We start from the raw sequence: 20,849 nt of genomic DNA on the forward strand, positions 1-20,849 counted from the left end.
CGAAAGGTCACCACCTGAGAGTGGATCTACGGCTCGTCAGCGGTCATCACGCTGCGGTCGGGGAGGGAAGTCCACCTCAGGTCGTACGACCTGCGCGGGTGATCATGGCGTGCCACCATGGGCCGGGTGGATCGACGCAGGTTTCTGAAGGTCGCGGGCCTCGCCGGTGCCGGTGCCGCACTCGCGGCCTGCACCTCCCCCACCTCCCCGGTTCCGCCACCGTCCAGTTCGTCCGTTCCGAGTGGACCGCCCGACTGGACCGCTTTGCGTTCCAAGCTGTCCGGCCGGCTCGTGCTGGCGGGCGACGACGGGTTCGCCTACCAGGGCTTCAACCCCGTGTGGGACGGCCAGAAACCCGCCGCCGTCGCCAAGGTCGGTTCTGCCGCGGACGTGCAGGCGTGCGTCGAGGCGGCTCGCGGACGGGTGGCCCTCGCCGCCCGCAGCGGTGGCCACAGCTATGCCGGGTACTCGTCGCCGTCCGGTGGCCTGCAGGTCGACGTGCGCGGGCTGGCCGGTGTCGAGGTGCTGCCGGGTGACCAGGTCCGCGTCGGTTCCGGCGCCGCGCTCGGTGACGTGGCGAAAACCTTGGCGGCGTCCGGCCGGTGCCTGCCGACCGGCACGTGCCCGTCCGTCGGCGTCGCGGGGCTCACACTCGGCGGCGGCATCGGCGTGCTCTCCCGCAAGCACGGGCTCACGTGCGATCACCTGGTGTCGGCACAGGTCGTGACAGCGGACGGGCGACTGCTCACCGCGTCCGCCCAGCAGGAGCCCGACCTGTTCTGGGCGTTGCGCGGCGGTGGTGGCGGCAACTTCGGGATCGTCACCGAGTTCGTGTTCGCCACCGTGCCCGCGCCGGACGTCACCGTCTTCTCGCTGTCGTACCCGACCGGTGCCGCGGACGCTCTCGGCGCGTGGCAGACGTGGATCGCGGACGCACCCAACGAGCTGTGGTCCAACGTCGTCGTGCGCGGCGGTGCCCAGCCGAGTTGCCGGATCGGCGGCTGCTTCATCGGCTCGGTCAGCGACCTGGCCGCGCTGCTGGGTGGCCTGCCCGCCCCCGCCTCCCGGTTCATCCAGCCGCAGACCTACGCCGAGGCCACCCAGTACTTCGCGGGTGGCCCGATCGCCCGGGAGTCGGCGGTGGCGTCCTCCCGCGTGGTGCGCGAGCCGATCAGTGACCCGGCGAAGGCGGTGAACCTGCTGGCGGGCCAGTCGGACGAGACGTACCTGATCTTCGACGGACTGCGCGGCGCGGTGGCCGACGTCGCGCCGGACGCCACCGCGTTCCCGCATCGCACGGCTCTCGCGAACGTCCAGATCTACCTCAAGACACCGCCCGAGGCCGCCGACGAGGCGCGCACGAGGCTCGCGAGGATCCGCGACGGCCTCGGCGCGCTGGTCGGCGACACCGGCTACGTCAACTACATCGACCCGCAGATGCCGCAGTGGGCGCAGGCGTACTACGGCGGCAACCTCGCCCGGCTTCAGAACGTCGCCGCGAAGTACGACCCGGACCACGTGTTCGCCTTCGCACAGGCCGTTTCCCGGTGACACCGAGCCAGTGAGGTGATGACCGGCCCGGTGTGACCCGTCCACTGGTCGGACGGCGGGGCGCGGAAGTTCCCGAACTCACCCGTCTGAGGGAACTGATCGGGTTCGCGCACCGACTAGATGCTCGTGGAAACGACAGGTCTGCCGGTGCGGCTGGCGGGGGTGAGCTGCGCGCACGGCGGCAGAACGGTCGTGCGTGACGTCTCCCTCGACGTCGCGCCAGGCCAACGCGTGGCGCTGACCGGCACGAACGGTTCTGGCAAGACAACGCTGCTGCGCGCCGTTCTTGGACTCCATCGCACGGCGGACGGGGTCGTCGAAGTCGGCGCGCGGCAGGCCCGCACCGCCGGAGACTGGGCCCGGCGGCGGCGTGAGATCGCGTGGATTCCGCAACGGCAGGCGGCGGGCCGGTTCCCGCTGCTCGTCGACGAACTGCTGGCCAGCAGCGGCGCGCTGGAACCCGCCCGTGCGGCGGCTCGTGAACTCGGGGTCGGGGACCTCGGGCGGCAGCCGGTGCACACGTTGTCCGGCGGGCAGTTGCAGCGGGCCTATCTGGCTCGGGCGATCGGGTGCGTCGACGCCGGGGCCGGGCTGGTGCTGGCCGACGAACCCACGGCCGCGCTGGACTTCGAGGGGCAGGCCGCCGTTGCCGGGCTGCTGACGAGCCTGCCGGTCACGGTGGTGGTCGTGACGCACGACCGGGCCGTGGTGCAGCGGTGTGAACGGGTGCTGGAGATGGCCGCCGGGACGCTGCGGGAGATCACGTGATCGAACTCCTGGAACTCGCCGCCGTCCAACGAGCGGCGTTCGCCCTGCTGCTCGGCGCCGTAGCACTGCCCATCATCGGCGTCGTGATCATCGGGCTCGACATCATGCCGGTCCGCTTCGCCATGATGCACATCGCGTTGCTGGGCATCGCGGTCGGCCTGCTGACCGGCCTGGACCCCTTGCTGTGCGCGGTGGTCGCGTGTGGACTGTCCGGCGCCGGCCTCGCCCCGCTGGCCCGCAGCTCCTCCGGCCTGTCCGGCGCGATGGGCCTGGTGATGAGCCTGGCGATCGCCGCCGCGCTGCTGGTCCTGTCGATCTCCGGCGTGAACGCGTCGGCGGCGTTCGAGCTGCTGTGGGGCTCGATCCTGGCGACCAAGACCGGGGACGTGATCCTGCTCGGCCTCCTCGCGGTCGTCGTGCCCGGGCTGTTCCTGTGGCGGCGCAGGCAACTCGCGCTTCTCCTGCACGACCGGGAGCTGGCCGCGTGCTCGGGTGTGCCGGTCAACCGGCTGACGCTCGTGTTGCTGGTGCTGGTGGCGATCGCGATCGCCGGCGCCATCCGGTTGACCGGGGCGTTGCTCGTCGACGCGCTGACCTTGTTGCCCGCCCTGGCCGCCCGACGACTCGCGCAGTCCCTGACCGGGATGGCGTTGTGGGCCGTCGGGATCGGCGTCGTCGTGAACCTGGCCGGGTTCGCCCTGGCACTGCTGCTGGACCAGCCACCTGGTCCGGTCCTCGTCCTGCTGGCGGGTGCTGTCGCGCTCGCCGCCCATTTCATTCCCGAACGGAGAACCCTCGCATGGCAGTCCGCCTCCTCGCACTGACCGCCGCACTGCTGCTGGCCGGGTGCGGAACGACCGCGACCCCGCAGCCCCGGCAGACCGGGCCCAAGGTCGTGGCGACGACGAGCTGGGAGGCCGGGTTCGCGAAGGCGGCCGGGGCCGGCGACGTCACGGTGATCGTGCCCAAGTCCGTGCTGCACGCGCCGGACTACGACCCGAAGCCGTCCGACCTGAAGGCGGTGGCGGACGCGGACTACGTGCTGTACGCGTCGTTCGAGTCGTTCGCGCCGAAGATCACCGACGCCGCCGGGTCGAAGGCGAAGAAGGTCGAGGTCGCGCTCGACAACTCGCGGGACAAGGTCAAGGCCGAGGTCACGCGGCTCGGTGAGCTCTTCGGCACGCAGGACGCGGCGAAGAAGTGGATCGCGGGGTTCGACGCCGAGTACGCCAGGCTCGCCGGTGAGGTGAAGGCCAAGTGGCCGGGCGGGCAGCAGCCGAAGGTCGTCGCGCAGATGTTCGTCGGCTACGCGGCCGACCTGGCCGGTGCGGAGCTGCTGGGCGTGTACGGGCCGGAACCGGTGACGGCGTCGCAGGTCGCGGAACTCAGGAACAAGGGGCCGCAGTTCGTCTTCGAGAACTCCCACATGAGCACCGGCACCGTGCTGCCGGACGCGAACGCCGAGCAGGTCGACCTCGTCAACTACCCCGACGACGACAACGACCTGCTCGGCGTCTACCGCGCCAACGCGAAGACGATCAGCGACGCTCTCGCCTAGCGAGCACGCGCAGGGCGTCCCGGTCGACCTTGCCCGCCGGGGTGAGGGGGAACTCGGGCAGCACCAGCAGGTGTTCCGGATGCTTGAACCGGGACAGCCCGCCCAGGAACTCCCCGAGTTCCTCGACGGTCACGGGGGCGCTCACGACGAGGCACGCGCACAGCCGCTCACCCATCAGCTCGTCCGGCACGCCGACGCACGCGACGTCCCGGATGGACGGGTGAGCGGCCAGCGCCTGCTCGACCTCGGCCGGGCTGATGTTCGCACCACCGCGGATCACGATGTCCTTGCGTCGCCCGACAACGGAGAGGTAGCCCTCGGCGTCGAACACGCCGAGGTCGCCGGTGCGGACCCAGCCGTCCGGCGTGCGATAGCGGGCGTTGAGGTCGTCGTCGACGTACCGCAACGGGCTCATCGGACCGCGCGCGATGATCTCACCGACCACGCCGGTGGGAACGGGCCGCAACGCCTCGTCCACGACGAGAATCGAGGCCACCGCGGGGTTCGGACGCCCGGCACCGCGGTGCGGCGGGTCGTCCAACGCGGTGTGGCAGTTGACGCCGTCCGCGGACCCGTAGACGTTGACCACGATGGCGTCGAACACCTCGCGGCACGCTTCGGCGGTCGCCGCGTCGAGCTGGGCGCCGCCGGGGGCGATCACCCGGATCGACGAGTAGTCGCCGGGCTGGTCCAGCAGCATCTTGAACATCGTCGGCACGCCGAACAGGTGGGTCGGCCGCGCCCGTGCGATCAGTTCCACAGTGGACTCGACGCTGAACTTGCTCTGCAGCACCAAAGTGCCACCGTGCCGGGCTAGCGTGACCGTGGTTCCGTTGCTGCCGAACGACGACGCGAGCGGCACGAGGAACAACGCCCGCAGCTCCTCCCCCGGTGGAATCAGCCTGCCGACGAACGCGCCGCGCCCGCCGAGCAACGCGTTGTGCGAGTACAGCACCATCTTCGGCTCGGCCTCCGAGCCCGACGACACGAGAATCCGCGCCGGGCCGTGGGGATCCGAGCGCACCGGCTCGACCACGTCCGCCGGAGCCACCAAAGAGACCGTGGACCAGGCGTCCGGCAGGTCGTCCGCGATCACCCCGACCGCGCCGCTGCGGGTGACGAGCGAGCGTGCCTCGTGCTCGCCGCGTCCGACCGGGAACGGCAGCACCACCCCACCCAGCGCGGCGACGGCGAGGTCGGCCGCGACGGCGTAGCGGCAGTTGGGCAGTTGCACGGCCACGACGTCACCGGGCCGCACGCCGCGTTCGCGCAGGTTCGCGGCCATGCGAAGGGCGAGTTCGTTGAGCTGCGAGTAGGTCAGCTCTCCGTCGTCGTCGATCACGGCTGTTCGCGACGGGTGTAAGAAGACGCGCACCGCGAACAGGTCGTAGAGGTCGCGGTCCGGGTAGTGGCCCTGCGCGGCCCACTGCCGGCGGAGCGCGACGGGGACGAGGTCGTGGACGGTGGTGGTCGTCATCTGAACCTCCAGGGTGTCAGGACTTCGGGGCATCGGTGTTGGTCGAGCGCGACCACGTCGGCGAATCGCGGGTCGGTGGAGATCGAGGCGAGGTCGTCGGTGACCGGGACGCCCTCGTGGATCCAGCCGCCGTCGCCGAGCAGTGGGCGGCGGAAACCCGCTGCGGGACGGCCTTTCGCGTCCAGTCGCAGGAGTTCGGCCGCTGCCAGCAACGACGACTCGGCGCGGATCGCGCGGCCGGTGCGTTCGCGCTGGAGCAGGGCGGCGACGGTCGTGTAGGCGCCGAGGAGGCCGCCCAGCACGTCGAGCAGGGTCATCAGCGACGGAGCCGGAGGCTCGTCGGCGGAGCGCAGCAGTGCGCCGAGGCCGGTGCGGGCCTGGGCCATGAAGTCCGTGCCCAGCGGGGCGTCGGGGAGTCTGCCCGCCCAGCCCGAGGTGTGGACGAAGACCAGCGCCGGGTTCACCGCGGCCAGGTCGTGCGCGCCGACGCCGAGGCGTTCGGCGGTGCCCGGCGCCCAGTTGTGCAGGAAGACGTCGGCGGTGCGGACGAGGTCGCGGAGCCGGTCGCGGTCTGGTGGATCTTTGATGTCGATCTCGACGGCGGACTTGCCGCGGTTGAGGGCCAGCCAGCGGGCTGAGGCGTCGCCGCACATGGGTGGCATGCCGCGCAACGGATCGCCGCCGGGTGGTTCGACGCGGACGACGGTGGCGCCGAGGAGGCCGAGGAGGTGGGCGGCCAGCGGGGCCTGGACGCGGCGACCGGCTTCGAGCACGACCAGGCCGGACAACGGCAGCGAACCGCGCACGCGATCCCGTCCGCCCTTGAAGTCCAGCGTGGCCAGTTCAAAAGCCGGTCCGTCCGTCGAGTTGGGCTCGTGCAGATGGCAGATGCTCATCGCAGTCGCGTCCGCGTGCGCCTTCAGTTCTGCGAACGTCCGCGCCTCCGCCGCCGCGTGCAACTCCGCCGGCAGCGGCGCGGTCGCGGTCGGATACCGGAACTGGAACGGCCGCCAGCCCGCGCCGATCACCCTGCCCGGCACGCCGAGACCGGCCCAGAACGCCTGCCACACCGCCGGATCGAGCGCCTCGATCTCGAACAGCACCCCGTCGGCACTCCGGAACGGCGGCCCGCCAGGTTCGAGCGCGGTGGCCTCGGCCTCCGGCGCCCCGGCTGCCGCGAGGTACTGCGAGACCGTCGTCAGCGCGGACTGCGCGACGCTCGTCGTGACGCTCGACCGGCCGTCGAACAGCGCCGCGAGCAACCCGGTGCCGCCGATGACACCGGCCGCGGTGGCGCAGTAGTCCAGGCCCAGGCCTCGCGGTGAGCCCTGGCTGCGGCCGTGCACGTGCATCGGCCCGCACACGGCCTGGGCGCTCGCCTCGTCGGTGACCTCGCCGCCGCGCACCGGTCCGGCCCAGCTGACGGCCAGTTCGGCGGCGGCCTCGACGTGGGCGGGCTCACCGCCGGCGTCCGGGAACCGGGAGACGCTCGCGCCCGACTGGTGCAGGAGCGCGCCGAGCACGCCGGCCGCGGCCGAGTCGCCGCGGACGGTGATCTCGGTGGCGGACAACGGCGGATCGCTCGTCGTCCGGTCGAGGTGCAGGGTCACGCGGGCCTCCTCCTGGCGACGGCGGTCGGTCGTTCACCAGTCGGACGGGACACCGCCCGAGTTCCCAGCGGAGAGGAAGAGCCGGTGCTGGAACAGGTTTCCGCGTTCGTCCGTGAGCACGTGCAGCCGAGTGAGACGGTGCTGGACGCCGGAGGTGAGGCAGGTCAGGCCGAACTGGCGCGGGTGCGGGCGCTCGCGAAGTCCGCCGGGCTGTGGGCTTTGCCACTGCCGCGCGACCTCGGTGGCGGCGGACTGGGCCTGACCGAGTACTTCGCGTGGGCGGAGCAGGAAGGGAGCAGCGATCACGGACCGGCAGCGCTCGGCTCCGCGTGTCTGCTCGACGTGCGGATGTTCCGACGGTTCGCCCGTCCGGCCGTGCTGGAGTTGCTGAAGCCGTTGGTGGCCGGGGAGATCAGCGGCAGCTACGCGATGACGGAGCCGGGCGTGGCGGGCTCTGATCCGGCTGCCGCACGCACGACGGCCGTTCGGACCAGCGGTGGCTGGCTGCTCAACGGGCGGAAGTGGTTCACCACCGGCGCCGGAAACGCCTCGTACGTCACGGTTCTGGCGAGCGGGTCGCTGTTCGTCACGACAGACTTCCGCGTGGTGCGGGAGATTCCGGTGCTGGGCGCGGCCGGTCAGTTCGAGATCGCGCTGGAAGACGCGTTCGTGCCGGACGACCACCTGCTCGGTGAGGGCGGCGACGGGCTCGCCATCGCGGGGACCCGGCTGGCGCTCGGCAGGACGTTGCGCTGCCTGCGGTGGATCGGGATGGCCGAGCGCGCGTTCGGCCTGATGTGCCTGCGGGCCGACGAACGCCAGGTGCGCGGCAGTGCGCTGGCTGATCGGCAACTGGTGCAGCAGCACGTCTTCGAGTCGTTGCTGGCCATCCGGTCGGCGCGGGCGCTCACCCGCCAGGCGGCCGCACTCGTTGCGGCGGAACAGGACGCGCGGACCGAGATCGGACTCGCCAAGGTCGCGGCGGCACGCACACTGCACCAGGTGACGGACGCGGCGATCCAGGTGTTCGGCGCGGAGGGGCTCGCCCCCGGCACGCTGCCGATGCTCGCGCGGATCGGCCGTGCGGCAAGGATTCTCGACGGCGCCGACGAGATGCACGTCTCCGACACCGCACGGCGAGTGCTCAGAACTCGCGCGAACTGATCTCGCCGAACGCGATCGCCAGTGCCAGGGCGTAGAAGAACGTGCCCCACACCAGTTCCTGGTTCTCCAGGTCGTCGTAGGTGCCGCCGAGCAGCCTGCCGTCCCGCACCGCGCCGCCCAGCCGGGCCAGAGGTGCCGACGCGTCGAGGCCGAGCTTGAGCATCGCGACGGCGGCGATGGCGTCCGCCGCGGTGTCGCCCGGCGCGTGCCACTCGCGTGCCATCGATTCCGCGCGTGAGCGGTACTCCTCGCCGAGCCACTGGACGGCGTCCGCCGCCGCCAGCATCAGCCAAGCCCGTCCGCGCGGCCAGGTCTCGGCCAGCTCCAGATGAGCGTCCACATGAGACCGCGCGAGGTCGTGCAGACCGGCGGAGGCCAGCAACGGCACCACTCCGGCCGCGCCGTCCGCCCGGATTCCGGTGTCGGGTCCGAACGCCGTGCCCCACGGGATCACGCCGTCGACCGCGCGGGAGGCCAGCGACTTCGCGGCTCGTCCGGCGTCTCCCCTGCCGTACCAGAAGATCAGGCCCTGCAGCACGGTGTCGGTGTCGTGCCAGCAGTCCAGCTTTGCCGTCCATCTCGCCGCGTCGCGGTGACCGTTCAGCCACAACAACCCCGCCCAGCACCCACCCGCCCACGAGCCGCGAGCCGTGGTGCGCCAAGGGCCTGAAGCACCAGCGTGGAGCGGGAACCGTTCACCCACCTCCGCCAGCGTCGCCTCGACCCGGTTCATCGCGCCCGCCACGCGACGACCGCCGCCGCGAGGAACTCCGCCGCCACCAGGACCCACCCGGCGCTGTAGCCGAGCAGCCCGAACAGCGGCGGGCCGAGAGCGAACCCGGCGAAGAACCCGGCCGACACGAGCGCGGAGTTCCGGCCCAGTTCAGGTCCTGACGACGCGGCCACGACCAGGAGCATCGAGATCGCGTTCGCCGCGACGGCACAGCCGCCCACGACCACCATCGCCACCCAGGCCAGTGCGGGAATCCCGGTCAGCAGGAGCAGCGGCGACAGCACGGCCGCCGCGGACAGCCAGACCAGCAACTCACGCGCCGACGTGCCCGCCACCCTGGACCACTGGATCCGGCCCGCGATCCCGACGACGCCGAGCACCGCGACCAGCCCGGCCGCGACCGGTGCGGTGAAGCCGAGTTCCTCCGTCGCGAACAGCGCCACGTACGTGTTCACCGCCGCGATGCCCGATCCGAGCAGCACCGAGAATCCCGCCAGTCGCCAGATCAGCGCGTCCGCGGTCAGCGAGACCCTCAGCGGTGGACGCCGAGCAGGCGCGGGATCTTCGGGCAACGCAAGGCAGGCGAAAGCCGCCAGCAGGGCCGTGAAAGCGGCGACGCCGACCGCGAGCCGCCAGTCCACGCCGTCGGCGAGCCACGCCAGCGGCAGTCCGGCGACGAAGGCGCCGAGCTGCACACCGGATTGCTTGACGCCCAGCAGAACGGGCCGGCGCGGCGCGGGCACGGACGTCGCGATCAGCTTGTTGGTCGAAGGATTCGCCAGTGCCTGCGGGACGCCCCCGAGCGCCACCGCGAGCACCAGCACCGCGTAGTGCGACGCGGTCGCGAACACGGTCAGGGCCACCGCACTCGTCGCGAACAACGCGATGATCGAGCGCCTCGGTCCGAGCGCGTCCACCGCCGGCCCGATCGCCGGTGACAGCACCACCGCCACCCCGAACCCGGCCGTCACGAGCACGCCGAGCAACGGCCGCGCGATGCCGAACTCCCCCACCAGCGCGGGGGAAAGCGCTCCCAGCAGGAACAACGGCAGCATCGACGCGGTCATCGCCGCCGTCGTCAGCACCGGCACCGCTGCCCGCCCGCGCAGGTGAACCTTCTCCACGGTCACTAGTCGCGCGAACGAGCCGTGAAGTTCCCCGGAACCGAACGCGTTCGCGCGCCGACCTGTGAACCATGGAACGTCGAACCTTCTTGCGCGCTTCGGCGCTGTCACTGGGACTCACCGGAACCGCCACCGCCACCGCCGCGACACCGCTGCGAGTGCAGGTGCTGATGTTCGAGGGCGTCGAGGAACAGGACTTCATCGCCCCCGTCGAGGTGCTCGGCCTGGCCGGCAAGCTCAGCAACGGCGCGATCCGCACCACCCTCGTCTCGACGGACCGCCCACGCACGGTCACCTGCACGTACGGCACCAAGGTCGACGTGCCGAACGGCTGGTCGCCCGGCGAGGCGGACGTGCTCGTGGTGCCCGGCGGCGGTTACGCCAACCCCGGCGGCCCCGGCGTGCACCCGCTGATCCGCGACCGCTCGTTCCTGCGCGGGCTGGCCGAGTCCGACGCGCTCAAGGCAGGCATCTGCACGGGCACGATGATCCTGTCCGCGGCGGGGATCACCCAGGGCCGCAACGCGACCACGCACTCCGCAGCCAAGGCCGATCTCGCCGCCCAGGGCGCGACCGTGATCAACGCCCGCGTGGTCGACGACGGCGACCTGATCACCGGCGGCGGCATCACCTCGGGTCTGGAGGTGGCGCTGTGGCTGGTCGAACGGTTCGCCGGCGCGCAGGTGGCCCAGCGAGCGGAGACCGTGCTGGAGTACGAGCGCCGCGGGACCGTGTGGAGGAGCTAGACGACCCCGACGTCCTCGTGGCCCTGCCCGTTGATCAGGTCCTCGCGGGCACGCGCCACCCGCGACCGCACGGTCCCGATCGGGCAGCCCGCCACCTCGGCGGCCTCGGCGTAGGACAGGCCGAGCACCTGGGTCAGCAGCAACGCCTCCCGCCGCTCGGGCGCGAGACCGGCGAGCATCACGTTGAGCTCGACCACGTCCTCGAACCCCGCGTAACGGGCGTGCTCGGCGTACCGGTCCGCGTCCGAGGCCAGCTGGTAGTCGGCCGACCAGGCGATCGACGGGCGCGCGACGGCGGCCCGGATGTGGTCGACGACGGTGCGGCGGGCGATCGAGAGGAGCCAGGTGCGGGCCGAGGAACGGGCCTCGAAGCCCGGCAGGCTGCGCAAAGCCCGCAGGTAGACGTCCTGGGTGAGGTCGTCGGCGACACCCATGCCACCGAGGTGGGCGACCAGCCGCCAGACGTCGCGCTGCGTCAGGCGGATGAACCGCTCCAGCGCCTCGCGATCACCGGCACCGGCGGCCAGCGCGCACGCCGTCACCGCCTCGTCGTCACTCCTCGAAGTCGACACGATTCGGCAGAGTAACCCAACGCTCAAGATTGCCGGGAACTGTGAACGCTCAATAGCCGACAATGTCGATGTGGAGTGCTACACCTGCCGCGAAGCCCTGTCCGCGAGGCTCGACGGGGAACCAGAGGGCGTGCCCGCCGACCAGGTGGACGCGCATCTCGACAGCTGCGCGTCCTGCCGGGAGTGGCACGACAGCGCCGCCGCGCTCACCCGCACGCTCCGGGTGAGACCGGCCACGCGGGTGCCGGACCTGGCCGCGGCGATCCTCGACGCCGCGCCCCCGATCACCCCGCCCGCGCCACGGGGCTGGTTGCCGCGCGGACTGCTCACCGGGGTCGCCGTCGCACAGCTCACCCTCGGCGTGGCCCAGGTGGTGGGCGTCAACGCGTCCGCGCACGGCGGCCACACGACCGGCGTCGACAGCAGCCACCTGTTCAACGAGAGCACGGCGTGGAACCTCGCGCTCGGCCTCGGTCTGTTGTGGACGGCGCTGCGCCCGGCCGCGGTCGCAGGCATGTTGCCCGTCACCGCCGCGTTCGTCGCGGTGCTGATTCCCTACTCCGCCAGCGATCTCGTCAGCGGCACGGCGACGGCGGCGCGCGTGTTGTCGCACTCGCTGTTGCTCGTCGGGCTGGTGCTGCTGGTGTTCGTGCACTTCAGCGAACGCGGGCCGGGCGACCGCACTCCCTTGGCGCACAACGAGGGCGACACCGCGCACGACGCGTCCAGCACGGCGGACCGTGCTGGACGCCAGCGCGTGCGGCGCCGGATCAGGCTGCGCCCCGTGAGCAGACGGGACGCCGCCTGACAGTGATGTGACTCGGAATGTCGGCTGGTGAATTCACGCTCAGCAGGGCACCTCGCGGCGCCCTGACCGCGAATTCGCCCGGCGACATTCCGAGCCACACCACTTAAGGAATCCGAGCGCCCACTGCGGCGAGCGCTTTCGTGACCGGCTGGAAGAACGTCACGCCACCGCTGCGGCAGTCACCACTGCCGCCGGAGGTCAGGCCGATCGCGTTGCCGTTGGCCGTGAAGAGCGGTCCGCCGCTGTCGCCGCCCTCCGCGCACACGGTGGTCTGGATCAGGCCGGTGACACGGCCTTCGGGGTAGTTCACCGTGGCGTTCAACCCCGTCACGCGACCGTCGCGCAGTCCGGTCGTGCTGCCCATCCGCTGGACCTGCGTGCCGACGCGGGCCTCGGCGGCGCGCTGGATCCGCACCTTGCGGCCGTTGCCGGTGTCGACCTCGCTGGGCGCGTTGGCGTTGCGGTCGTTGTAGGTGAGCAGGGCGAAGTCGCCGTTGCCGGGGAACGTCGACCGGACGACGGTGGCCGCCGCTCTTCCGCCCTGCGTCAGGGAGAACTGCCTGCCCGCGGCCGTGCAGTGGCCGGCGGTGAGGATGGCGGGGCGGTCGTCGCCGGTGACGACGTTGAAGCCGAGCGAGCAGCGGCTGTTGCCGGCGAAGATCGCGTCGCCTCCCTCGGCGAACAGCTGGAACGTGCCGGCGGTGCGTTGCAGCTTCACGCCGGCGCCCATCGCGTTGACCGTGGACACGAGGTTGTCCCACTTGGCGCCGGTCACCGTGCTGTCGGCGGTGACGAGGACCTCGTTCGTCGCCGGGTTGACGGCCCACGCGGTTCCCGGCACGGAAGCCTTCTCCCGCAACGTCTCGGTGGCCTGCTCGGGTGCCGTGCGTTGGTCGGGCGCCGCCTGGCTCGCGGTGAACGTCGCGGCGGTGATCGCCATGGCGACGAGGCCGACGGCGCCCGCGATCACCTTCCCACGGCGGTGATCATCGTGGTGTTTGCCCATGTGGCGCCCTCTCGTTACCAGACTGAGATCCGCTCATGTCTGGGGATACGTACGGGGCGGCGTTCCGGTTTAGATGAATGATCAGCGCCCGAGAGGCAACCGCAGCCGGAGCCGGAACCCACCGTCCTGCGCCGGGCCGGACGTGATCACCCCGCCGAGCAGGGCCGCCCGCTCCTGGAGGCCGACGAGTCCGTGCCGGGCGCTGGGCAACGCGAGCGTCGGGCGGGTCGGCGCGGTGTTCGTGATGGTCACGGTCAGGTGGGTGTCGTGCGCTATCTCGACGTGGGCCGTGCTGCCGGGGGCGTGCTTGCGGACGTTGGTGAGGGCTTCCTGGATCGTCCGGTAGATCGTGCGCTGGCACGCCGAGTCGATGCCGGTGGGAGCGGTCCCGGTCAGCGTGGCCTCGATACCGCTACCGGCGACCAGTCCGTCCACATCGGACGAGGTCGGCTGCGGAGTCAGCTCGGTGGCCGCACTTCCGGAGGCGCGCAGCAGGTTCACCATGTGCCGCAACTCGTCCAGCGTGTCGACGGACAACCGGCGAACGTTCTCGGCTGCGGCCCGAGCATCGGGATCCGCGGTGGACACGCTCAGCGCACAGGATCGCGGACACGTGGTCTTTCACCGTTCCAACGCTGACGTGGATGCGCGAAGCGATGTCCGCATTGGACAGTCCCTCGGCCACCAGCACGAGCACGGCCCGTTCCCGTTCGGTCAGCCGCTCGGCCCTGGCCGCCTCCGAACCGGCGCCCGAGCCCAGATACCCGTCCACCACCGTGCGCGTGACCTTCGGCGACAGCACGACACCACCCGCCGCGAGCATGCGGACGAACTGCGCGAGCCGGCCCGGTGCGGTGTCCTTCAGCAGGAACCCGGCCGCGCCCGACCGCAGCGCCGTCGCGATGTACTCGTCGGAGTCGAACGTCGTGAGCATCGGATGTCGAGCGGCACGACGTCCGGGCGGTGCAGGCTCACCTCCTCGACCGCCTGCGCGCCCGTCACCGTCGCGACGACCTCGATGTCCCCCGCCGCCCGCAGGATCAGGCGGAACCCCGAGCGCACCAGCTCCTCGTCGTCCACGACGATCACGCGAACCATGCGGTCCAGTCTCGGCGCGCACGACACGGGTGCGCATCCCGGGGTCGGTCGGTCCGGCATCCCCCGACCGGCTGGACCGCACCCGACGATCGGCGGGGTCCGGCCGAGTCGGACGTCCTCTTAGGACACAGTCGGTCAAGATGGGCGGATGAACTCGCTGTTGCTCGCCGCCGCGTTCGCCATGGTCGTCAGATCACTGGCCGCGAACCGGCTGGACCGCTGGAACCTCGGCGCGCCGCTGGTGATGGTGCTGGCCGGGGTCGTGGTCGGGCTGTTCGAGCCGAGCGCCATCGCGGAGGGCCTCAACACCGAGTCCGTGCAGCACGCGGCCGAGATCATTCTCGCGGTGCTGCTGTTCGTCGACGCCACCGAGGTGCGCGCGGGGCGGCTGTGGGGCGCCTACCCCGGGCTCGTGGCACGTGTGCTGCTGGTGGCCATGCCGATGAGCATCGCTGTTGCCGCGCTGCTGGGCTGGCTGCTGTTCCCCGCCCTGCCGTGGGCGGTCCTGCTGCTGGTCGCGTGCGTGACGGTGCCGATCGACTTCGCCCCGGCGGAACGGGTCGTGCGCGATCCCGGGCTGTCGGTGCGGGTGCGCGGCACGTTGAACGTCGAGAGCGGCTACAACGACGGCATCGTCACGCCGCTGTTCCTGTTCGCGCTGATCCTGGCGGGCGACGACTCGCAGGACCGCACGCCACTGGAGGCGCTCGGCACGGTGCTGCCGTTCGCGCTGAAGGCCCTCCTGGCCGGTGTCGTGATCGGCGCGCTCCTCGGCTGGCTGATGGACCTCGCGCACCAGGCCGGCTGGGTGAGCGACCAGTCCGCACGCGTCGCGGTGCTGCTTGCCCCGTTGCTGACCTACACCGCGACGGTCGCGATCGACGGCAACGGCTTCGTCGCCTCGTTCGTCTGCGGCATCGCGTTCCGGTACGTGCACCGGCTGCTCAAGGCGCGCCGGGTCCGCACCGGACGCGCCGAGGCGCGCTCGGACGCGCTGAACACCGACCTGCACCTGCTGGAGGACGTCACCGGGCTGCTGACGATGACCATGTGGTTCGTGGTCGGCATCGCCGCCGTGCTCACGTTCTACCTGGGCGTCTCGTGGCAGGTCCTGCTCTTCTGCGCGGCCGTGCTCACCGTGGTCCGGCTCGTGCCCGTGTTCCTCGCCTTCACCGGGTCGCGGATGCCCCGGCGCGAACGCCTGCTCGTCGGCGCGCTGGGGCCACGCGGCACGACGACGATCGTGTTCGGTCTGCTGGCCTTCAACCGGTTGCCGGAGGGGAACGCCGCCGACACGATCCTGACGATCACCGTGGTCTGCGTGCTCGGCAGCGTCGCCCTGCACGGCGTCGGAGCGACGCCCTTTCAGAGGCTCTTGGCGAAGTGGAACGCGGGGATCACGAAGCCGGACGCCAGGTAGAGGCGGTGCGCGTGGTGCCGCGGCGTCCCCGAGTCGAGGTGCACGCCCGCGCAGCCGAGCCGGCGGGCCTCGTCGTCGACCCACCGCAGCAGGGCGCTCGCGTGGCCCTGCCCGCGGGCGGCCGGCAGCGTGCTCAGGTCGTCGATGTAGAGGTGCGACCCCGCGTAGAGGTTGGTCATGTGCCGGAACCCGGCCAACGAGACGAGACGGTTCGTCTCGTCGTAGGCGACGACGAGACGGTAGCCCTCTCGCCGCTGAGCACGGACGAGCTCGGCGAACTCGTCGGCGTCGGTGAGGTGCGGGCGGAGTTCGCGCATCACGTCGAACGCCAGGGCGGTGTCCCCGCCGTCCAGTTCGGCGACGGTGCGGGTGATGGTGTCGCGTGTGGTCACGGTGATGATGTTCGCCGAACAAGTGGCCTCTCAGAATACCCATTGCACGGATAAACCAAGAGGCCACTTGTCGGTGGACGGACCTACGGGGCCAGGTTGATGCCCCAGGTGTCGATCGTGCCGGCGTCCTGCGCCGCCAGGTCGCGGACACGGAGCTTCCACGTCCCGTTGGCGGTCTCGCTCGACACGTTGGCCGTGAACGTGCGGTCGATGTTGTCGGCGGAACCACCGGTGCGGTTGTGCAGCGTGTAGGACGTGCCGTCCGGCGCGATCAGCGCCACCGTCAGGTCACCGACGTACGGGTGGACGATCCGCACCGTCACCACGGAACTGGCGGACGGCGTGGCGGAACATCCGGAGATCACGACGTCGCTGTCGACCGCGGCGCCCGCGTCCGGGATGGCGACGTCGTTGGGGTTCGTGCCGGTGCAGCTGCCGCCACCGCCGCCCGTGACGGTCAGCGAGTAGGTGGCCGTGCGGGAGGCCGAACCGGCGGCGGTGATCGTCACCGGGTAGGTGCCCGCGGCGACCGACGCCGTGGTGCTGATCGTCAGCGTCGAGCTCGACCCGGTGGTCACCGAGGCCGGGCTGAACGACGCCGTCGCGCCGGAAGGAAGTCCGGACGCGGACAGCTGCACGGTCTGCGCGTCACCGCTCACCGTGGCGGTGCCGACCGTGGCCGAGACCGACGAGCCCGCCGCGACGGAGCCGGACGTCGGCGACACCGAGACGGAGAAGTCGGCGCCCGGCGTACCGGTGCCGACGGCCGACTTCCACAGGGTGTAGGCGATGCCGTCGACCGCGCGGTTGAGGTGCGTGTCGCTGATGTTGGCGGTGGTGTCGCAGGACGAGTGGTAGCAGGGGTCGAACGCGGCACCCGAGGTACCGCCCCACTTCGTCGCCTGGGCCGCGGTCTTGCGCGCGCTGGCGCCCATCGCGTACCCGGACGCCGGAATGCCCGCGTTGGTGAAGGACGCGTCGTCGGAACGGTTGCGGCCCTCGGTGTTCTCCTCCGGCGACAGGCCCAGGGAGTCCCAGTACGCCTTCATGTGCGTGGACTGGGTGCTGGTGATGTTGTTGATGAAGTAGCCGCCGTTGGTCGACCCGACCATGTCGAAGTTGTGGTAGGTCTTGATCTTCGAGCGCTCGGCCGTGGGCAGCTGCGAGACGTAGAAGCGCGAGCCGTTGAGGCCCTGCTCCTCGTCGGTCCACCAGCCGAAGCGGACCTTGTTCAGCATCGACGGGTTGCGCTGGGCGAGCACGAGCGCGGTCTCCAGCAGCGCCGCCGAGCCGGAGCCGTTGTCGTTGATGCCGGGACCCGCGGACACTCCGTCGAGGTGGGCGCCGAACATGTAGACGTTGTTCGCGTTGCCGCCCGGCCACTCCGCGATCACGTTCGGGCCGGCGCCGGTGGTGCAGCCGGAGGTGCAGGGCTGCTCGGTCACGCTGTAGCCGGCCGCGGTGAGCTTGTCCTTCACGTAGGTCACCGACGCGCGGTAGCCGGCCGAGGTGGAACGCCGGTTGCCGCCGTTCTGCGAGGCGATCGTGCCGAACTGGGCGAGGTGCGCCTTGACCGCGTTGATGTCGATGTCCGGGATCTGCGGACCGGTGCCGCCCGTGACGGTCAGCGTGTAGGTCGCGGTCTTGGTCGTGGTGCCCGCGGCCCGGACGGTGATCGGGTAGGTGCCGGACGAGATCGAGGCCGTGGTGCTGATCGACAGCGTGGAGTTCGAGCCCGTCGTGACGGAGGCCGGGCTGAACGACGCGGTGGCGCCGGAGGGCAGTCCGGTGGCGGTCAGCGCGACGGTCTGCGCCTGACCCGCCGTGGTCTGGGTCTGGACGGTGGTCGAGGCCGAGGATCCCGCCGCCACCGAACCGGACGCCGGGGACACGGCGACGGAGAAGTCGTTCGCCGGGTTCGAGCCGCCGAGGTTCAGCGACCAGGCGTCGATGCGGCCGGTGTCGTTGTTCGCGTTGTCGTTGACCCGCAGCTTCCACGTGCCGTTCGAGGTCTCGCCCGACAGGTCGACGGTGTAGGTCTGGTCGATGTTGTCCGCGGAGCCGCCGGAGCGGTTGTGCAGGACGTAGGCGGAGCCGTCCGGGGCGACCAGGCTGACCTGGAGGTCACCGATGTAGGTGTGGACGATCTTCACCGGCACCGTGGCGGTGGCCGAGGGGGCCGACGAGCAGTCGCTGATGGCGATCGAGGACTCGACCGTCGTGTTGTCGCCGATCGCCACGTCGGCTTCGTTGGTGCCGGAACACCCGGCTGCCAGGGCGGGCGCGGAGGCCGCAGGGAGGGCCAGCGCTGCCACGGTGACAGACACCAGTGCTGTGGCGAGCAGAGATCTTCTTCTTCGCACAGTCGGGCTCCTTCGCAGGGATGCAGGGTCACGCGACCGTAGCCGTCGAAGTCGCGCCGTACATCCGGTCGTTCGGAGGGTTGTCGTCACGATTGACGTGCGGCGATCCGCCGATGTCCGTTTTCACTTTTAAGTCCCGGCTTCCGTTGCGCCATCAGAGGGATAGCGTCGGGTCCCCGGCCGGAAGGAGACATCGATGTCGCTCGCGACGCCCGACTTCGCGTCCACGTTGCGGGACGCCGTCGTGGCGCGCGGTCTGTCGCTCGAACGGATCCGCGACCACCTGGCTCGCCGCGGGGTCTCGGTCAGCCTCGCGACGCTGAGCTACTGGCAGACCGGGCGCAGCCGGCCGGAACGCCGTGCGTCGCTCGCCGCCGTCACGCACCTGGAAGAAGTGCTGGACCTGGAGCCCGGTGCGTTGTCCGTCCTGCTCGCGCCGGCGTCGCGCGGGAGCCGTCTGCAGAGTTCCATCAGCGCGTTCTGGCCGATGCCCGCGGTGATCGAGGACGTGGTCGGCGGGGTCGACACGCGCTGGGACTCGCGGCTGACGCGGATCAGTCAGCACGACCGCGTGACGGTCGGGCCTGATCGGGGTGAGCGGTCGTTCGTGTCGCGGCAGGTGCTGCGGGCCGAGGAGGACGGACCGGACCGGTGGGTGGTGATCCTGCACCTGGACGAGCACGACAGGGCGCTGCCGGTGATCAGGCCGCTGCACAACTGCCGGCTCGGGCGGGTCGTCACACGGCCTTCCGACGGGCTGCTGGTGGCGGAGTTGCTGTTCCGGGCGCCGTTGCGGCGGGGGCAGACGGTGATCACCGAGCACGAGCTGGTGAACCAGGCGCCGTATCCGCTGGCCACCAACTACTCCCGCAAGTTCCGGCGGCCGGTGCACGAGTACGTCCTGGAGGTCACGTTCGACGCGGTTCCGCGCACCTGCCGCCGGGTGGTGCAGGACGCGGACGGGGCGCGGCAGTCGTTCGGGGTGCAGCTGGACGAGGGCGGGTCGGTGCTGGGGGTCGCGTTGAAGTTCGGGCCGGGCTGCTACGGGTTCGAGTGGACCTGGTGAAATGAGTGGAACTCCTTCGCGGGGCAGGGTGCCGAAACGGCATTCCGGAATACCTGCGAGCCGCGAATTCAACTTCGCAGTTCTACCTCTTCAATTCAGGCCACCGCGCGTGGTCCTCGTTGATGCGGAACTCGTGCGAATGCGTCCACACACCGCCGGCCGGGTCGCGGTGCTCGTGTTCGACGACTTCCGGGTCGTACGTCGGCCAGAGCCGCAATGCTCCCACCGCGCCGACGGCGGTGATCGCGCCGAGCACGACGAACGCGGTGGTGATGTTCGCGGTCGTGGCCAGCCACCCGGCGAGCGGATAGCAGAGCAGCCAGCAGGCGTGGGACAACGCGAAGTCCGCGGCGAACAACGCAGGCCGGTCGAGCGGGTCGGCGGACCGGCGCAGCAGACGCGCGCCCGGCGTGAGGGCGAGCGAACACCCGGCGCCGATCAACGCCCACAGCACCAGCAACGCCGGCCAATTCCCCGCGAACACCGTGCCGGCGAACAACACGGCGACGAGCGTGATTGCCGCACGCAACACCACAGCGCGGTCCGCAAAGCGTTCAAGCAGCCCGGGCAACAACAGTGCCGCTGTCAGCGAGCCCAGTCCGTTGGCTGCCAAGGCGATGGCGACGTCGGACGCGTCGCGGCCAAGTCCGTCCCGCACGTGCGCCACGGTGTTCACGAACACCATCGAACCCGCGGCCGCCGCGGCCAGATGCACGGCGAGAAGGCCGCGCAACCGCGGTGTGGCGAGGTAGATGCGGATGCCGCGGGTGGTGTTGTCGTACCAGCCTCCCTTGCGCGGCAGCGGTTTCGGGCGCGGAAGCACTACCGACGTGACGAGCAGGGCGGAAGCCGCGAAGCCGAGCGCGGTGCCGAGGAAGAGCTGGTGGAAGCTGAGGACCGCCAGCGCCGCGGCGGCGAGAGCCGGACTGAGCAGGCTCTCCAGGTCGTAGGCCGTGCGGGACAACGTGATCGCGCGGGTGTAGTCGCGTTCGTCGGGCAGGACGTCCGGGATGGTCGCCTGGAACAACGGCGTGAACGCGGCGGACCCGGCCTGCAACAGGAAGATCAGCACGTAGACCTGCCACACCTCGCTGACCCACGGCAGCATGGCGGCGACCGCGACCCGCACCAGGTCGAGCGCGATCAGAACAGCACGGCGGGGCAGCGCGCCGAGCAACGCCGTGGCGATCGGCGCCACCGTCACGTAGGCGATCATCTTGATCGCCAGCGCCGTGCCGAGCACCGCGCCCGCCTCGGCTCCGGCGAGGTCGTAGGCCAGCAGACCGAGCGCGACGGTGGCCAGTCCTGTTCCGGTCAGCGCGACGACCTGGGCGCCGAACAGATTCCGGTACGTCGGATCGCGCAGAACGGAAATCACGGCCGCACTATATGC

Annotated in this window: 20 protein-coding genes and 1 pseudogene; 9 read left to right on the top strand and 12 right to left on the bottom strand. The window is 71.1% G+C overall.

What is annotated here, in order from left to right; genetic code table 11:
• Positions 1–117 precede the first annotated feature (117 nt).
• The 4 genes from SK854_RS35865 to SK854_RS35880 all read left to right on the top strand — a co-directional run bounded on the left by SK854_RS35865 (position 118) and on the right by SK854_RS35880 (position 3,877).
• Positions 118–1,551, top strand: a complete 1,434-nt coding sequence (locus SK854_RS35865; protein ID WP_319979584.1) for an FAD-binding oxidoreductase — start codon at positions 118–120, stop codon at positions 1,549–1,551.
• Positions 1,552–1,677: 126 nt separating this feature from the next.
• Positions 1,678–2,319 carry a metal ABC transporter ATP-binding protein gene (locus SK854_RS35870; protein ID WP_319979585.1) on the top strand — a complete coding sequence of 214 codons (642 nt, stop codon included), beginning with the start codon at positions 1,678–1,680 and terminating at the stop codon, positions 2,317–2,319.
• A complete protein-coding gene (locus tag SK854_RS35875) occupies positions 2,316–3,143 on the top strand; it encodes a metal ABC transporter permease (RefSeq protein WP_319979586.1) in 828 nt (275 codons plus the stop codon). The genes SK854_RS35870 and SK854_RS35875 overlap by 4 nt, the downstream gene beginning before the upstream one ends.
• Positions 3,119–3,877 (top strand): metal ABC transporter solute-binding protein, Zn/Mn family, encoded by a 759-nt coding sequence (locus SK854_RS35880; protein WP_319979587.1) that lies wholly within the window; start codon positions 3,119–3,121, stop codon positions 3,875–3,877. The genes SK854_RS35875 and SK854_RS35880 overlap by 25 nt, the downstream gene beginning before the upstream one ends.
• Here SK854_RS35880 and SK854_RS35885 read toward each other — a convergent pair.
• Both SK854_RS35885 and SK854_RS35890 read right to left on the bottom strand, forming a co-directional pair.
• Positions 3,858–5,354 (bottom strand): class I adenylate-forming enzyme family protein, encoded by a 1,497-nt coding sequence (locus SK854_RS35885; protein WP_319979588.1) that lies wholly within the window; start codon positions 5,352–5,354, stop codon positions 3,858–3,860. The genes SK854_RS35880 and SK854_RS35885 overlap by 20 nt on opposite strands.
• Positions 5,351–6,964 (bottom strand): CoA transferase, encoded by a 1,614-nt coding sequence (locus tag SK854_RS35890; protein ID WP_319979589.1) that lies wholly within the window; start codon positions 6,962–6,964, stop codon positions 5,351–5,353. The genes SK854_RS35885 and SK854_RS35890 overlap by 4 nt, the downstream gene beginning before the upstream one ends.
• A gap of 84 nt (positions 6,965–7,048) precedes the next feature.
• Between SK854_RS35890 and SK854_RS35895 the strand changes: the two genes are divergently transcribed.
• The gene (locus SK854_RS35895) at positions 7,049–8,128 is read left to right on the top strand and encodes an acyl-CoA dehydrogenase family protein (protein WP_319979590.1); all 1,080 of its coding nucleotides are present in this window, start codon (positions 7,049–7,051) and stop codon (positions 8,126–8,128) included.
• Here SK854_RS35895 and SK854_RS35900 read toward each other — a convergent pair.
• A complete protein-coding gene (locus tag SK854_RS35900; protein ID WP_319979591.1) occupies positions 8,109–8,873 on the bottom strand; it encodes a hypothetical protein in 765 nt (254 codons plus the stop codon). The two genes, SK854_RS35895 and SK854_RS35900, sit on opposite strands and share 20 nt — an antisense overlap.
• Positions 8,858–9,985 (bottom strand): MFS transporter, encoded by a 1,128-nt coding sequence (locus tag SK854_RS35905; RefSeq protein ID WP_319979592.1) that lies wholly within the window; start codon positions 9,983–9,985, stop codon positions 8,858–8,860. Before SK854_RS35905 ends, SK854_RS35900 begins: the two co-directional genes overlap by 16 nt.
• Positions 9,986–10,056: 71 nt before the next feature.
• Between SK854_RS35905 and SK854_RS35910 the strand changes: the two genes are divergently transcribed.
• Positions 10,057–10,731: a DJ-1/PfpI family protein gene (locus SK854_RS35910; RefSeq protein ID WP_319979593.1), complete on the top strand. Its 675-nt coding sequence runs from the start codon at positions 10,057–10,059 to the stop codon at positions 10,729–10,731.
• Here the strand turns inward: SK854_RS35910 and sigC are convergent.
• Positions 10,728–11,303, bottom strand: coding sequence for an RNA polymerase sigma factor SigC (gene sigC, locus SK854_RS35915; protein ID WP_319979594.1), 576 nt, complete (start codon positions 11,301–11,303; stop codon positions 10,728–10,730). The two genes, SK854_RS35910 and sigC, sit on opposite strands and share 4 nt — an antisense overlap.
• A gap of 70 nt (positions 11,304–11,373) precedes the next feature.
• Here sigC and SK854_RS35920 point away from each other — a divergent pair, with 70 nt between their 5' ends.
• A complete protein-coding gene (locus tag SK854_RS35920; RefSeq protein ID WP_319979595.1) occupies positions 11,374–12,111 on the top strand; it encodes a zf-HC2 domain-containing protein in 738 nt (245 codons plus the stop codon).
• Positions 12,112–12,214: 103 nt separating this feature from the next.
• Here the strand turns inward: SK854_RS35920 and SK854_RS35925 are convergent, their stop codons facing one another.
• The 4 genes and pseudogenes from SK854_RS35925 to SK854_RS35940 all read right to left on the bottom strand — a co-directional run bounded on the left by SK854_RS35925 (position 12,215) and on the right by SK854_RS35940 (position 14,215).
• The gene (locus SK854_RS35925) at positions 12,215–13,117 is read right to left on the bottom strand and encodes a S1 family peptidase (protein WP_319979596.1); all 903 of its coding nucleotides are present in this window, start codon (positions 13,115–13,117) and stop codon (positions 12,215–12,217) included.
• A gap of 81 nt (positions 13,118–13,198) precedes the next feature.
• A complete protein-coding gene (locus SK854_RS35930) occupies positions 13,199–13,654 on the bottom strand; it encodes a sensor histidine kinase (protein ID WP_319980057.1) in 456 nt (151 codons plus the stop codon).
• Positions 13,655–13,772: 118 nt separating this feature from the next.
• Positions 13,773–14,051, bottom strand: a pseudogene (locus tag SK854_RS35935) (DNA-binding response regulator); the annotation flags it as partial.
• Positions 13,979–14,215 (bottom strand): response regulator transcription factor, encoded by a 237-nt coding sequence (locus SK854_RS35940; RefSeq protein WP_319979597.1) that lies wholly within the window; start codon positions 14,213–14,215, stop codon positions 13,979–13,981. The pseudogene SK854_RS35935 and the gene SK854_RS35940, both read right to left, overlap by 73 nt.
• A 148-nt stretch (positions 14,216–14,363) precedes the next feature.
• Between SK854_RS35940 and SK854_RS35945 the strand changes: the two genes are divergently transcribed.
• Entirely contained in the window at positions 14,364–15,635 is a 1,272-nt protein-coding gene (locus SK854_RS35945) for a cation:proton antiporter (protein WP_319979598.1), read from the top strand.
• Here the strand turns inward: SK854_RS35945 and SK854_RS35950 are convergent.
• Both SK854_RS35950 and SK854_RS35955 read right to left on the bottom strand, forming a co-directional pair.
• A complete protein-coding gene (locus SK854_RS35950; RefSeq protein WP_319979599.1) occupies positions 15,581–16,027 on the bottom strand; it encodes a GNAT family N-acetyltransferase in 447 nt (148 codons plus the stop codon). The genes SK854_RS35945 and SK854_RS35950 overlap by 55 nt on opposite strands.
• 83 nt (positions 16,028–16,110) lie before the next feature.
• Complete coding sequence (locus SK854_RS35955; protein WP_319979600.1) at positions 16,111–18,390, bottom strand: proprotein convertase P-domain-containing protein; 2,280 nt, start codon at positions 18,388–18,390, stop codon at positions 16,111–16,113.
• A gap of 196 nt (positions 18,391–18,586) precedes the next feature.
• On the opposite strand from SK854_RS35955, the gene SK854_RS35960 reads away from it, so the two are divergent.
• Positions 18,587–19,456 carry a helix-turn-helix domain-containing protein gene (locus SK854_RS35960; RefSeq protein WP_319979601.1) on the top strand — a complete coding sequence of 290 codons (870 nt, stop codon included), beginning with the start codon at positions 18,587–18,589 and terminating at the stop codon, positions 19,454–19,456.
• An 82-nt stretch (positions 19,457–19,538) separates the two neighbouring features.
• Here the strand turns inward: SK854_RS35960 and SK854_RS35965 are convergent, their stop codons facing one another.
• Positions 19,539–20,834 carry an MFS transporter gene (locus SK854_RS35965; RefSeq protein WP_319979602.1) on the bottom strand — a complete coding sequence of 432 codons (1,296 nt, stop codon included), beginning with the start codon at positions 20,832–20,834 and terminating at the stop codon, positions 19,539–19,541.
• Positions 20,835–20,849 lie beyond the last annotated feature (15 nt).

Origin of the sequence: Lentzea sokolovensis, assembly GCF_033949975.1 — a bacterium.
In the GTDB taxonomy this organism is placed as follows: domain Bacteria; phylum Actinomycetota; class Actinomycetes; order Mycobacteriales; family Pseudonocardiaceae; genus Lentzea; species Lentzea sokolovensis.